Here is a 798-nt window from a genome sequence, read left to right on the forward strand (position 1 = left end):
AGATGCTCCGGCGTCGTACCGCAGCACCCGCCCACCAACGACAGCCCGTAGTCACGTACGAAGTTCTCCTGGGCGTCCGCGAGTTCGGCGGGGGTGAGCGGATAGTGGGCGCCGTCCTTGGTGAGGACGGGCAGACCCGCGTTGGGCATGCAGGAGAGCGGGACGCGTGCGTGGCGGGAGAGATGGCGCAGGTGCTCGCTCATCTCGGCGGGCCCGGTGGCGCAGTTGAGGCCGATCATGTCGACGCCGAGCGGCTCCAGCACGGTGAGCGCGGCGCCGATCTCCGAGCCCAGCAGCATCGTCCCGGTCGCCTCCACGGTGACCGACACCAGCACGGGGGCGTCCACGCCCAGCGCGGACAGGGCCCGCCGGGCGCCCAGGACCGCCGCCTTGGCCTGGAGCAGGTCCTGCGTGGTCTCCACGAGCAGCGCGTCCGCGCCGCCGGCCAGCAGGCCCTCGGCGTTGCGCTGGTAGGCGTCGCGCAGCACCGCGTACGTCACGTGCCCGAGGGTGGGCAGCTTGGTACCGGGGCCCATCGAGCCGAGCACCCAGCGCTGCCGCCCGGTGGAGGCCGTGAACTCGTCGGCGACCTCGCGGGCGATGCGGGCGCCCGCCTCGGACAGCTCGTGGATGCGCCCGGCGACCCCGTACTCGGCCATGGCGGCGTGGTTGGCGCCGAAGGTGTTGGTCTCCACGCAGTCCACGCCGACCGCGAAGTAGGCCTCGTGGACGGAGCGGACGATGTCGGGCCGGGTGACGTTCAGGATCTCGTTGCAGCCCTCCAGTCGGAGGAAGTCG

The 798-nt window shown here is 72.4% G+C and carries 1 protein-coding gene; it reads right to left on the minus strand.

The genetic code is table 11. From position 1 onward, the window contains the following. Positions 1-798, minus strand: a 798-nt coding sequence (locus IE249_RS35275; protein WP_229860013.1) for a homocysteine S-methyltransferase family protein, incomplete at both ends; no start/stop codon positions are given.

The organism is Streptomyces anandii JCM 4720 (assembly GCF_014650655.1).
In the GTDB taxonomy this organism is placed as follows: Bacteria; Actinomycetota; Actinomycetes; order Streptomycetales; family Streptomycetaceae; genus Streptomyces; species Streptomyces anandii.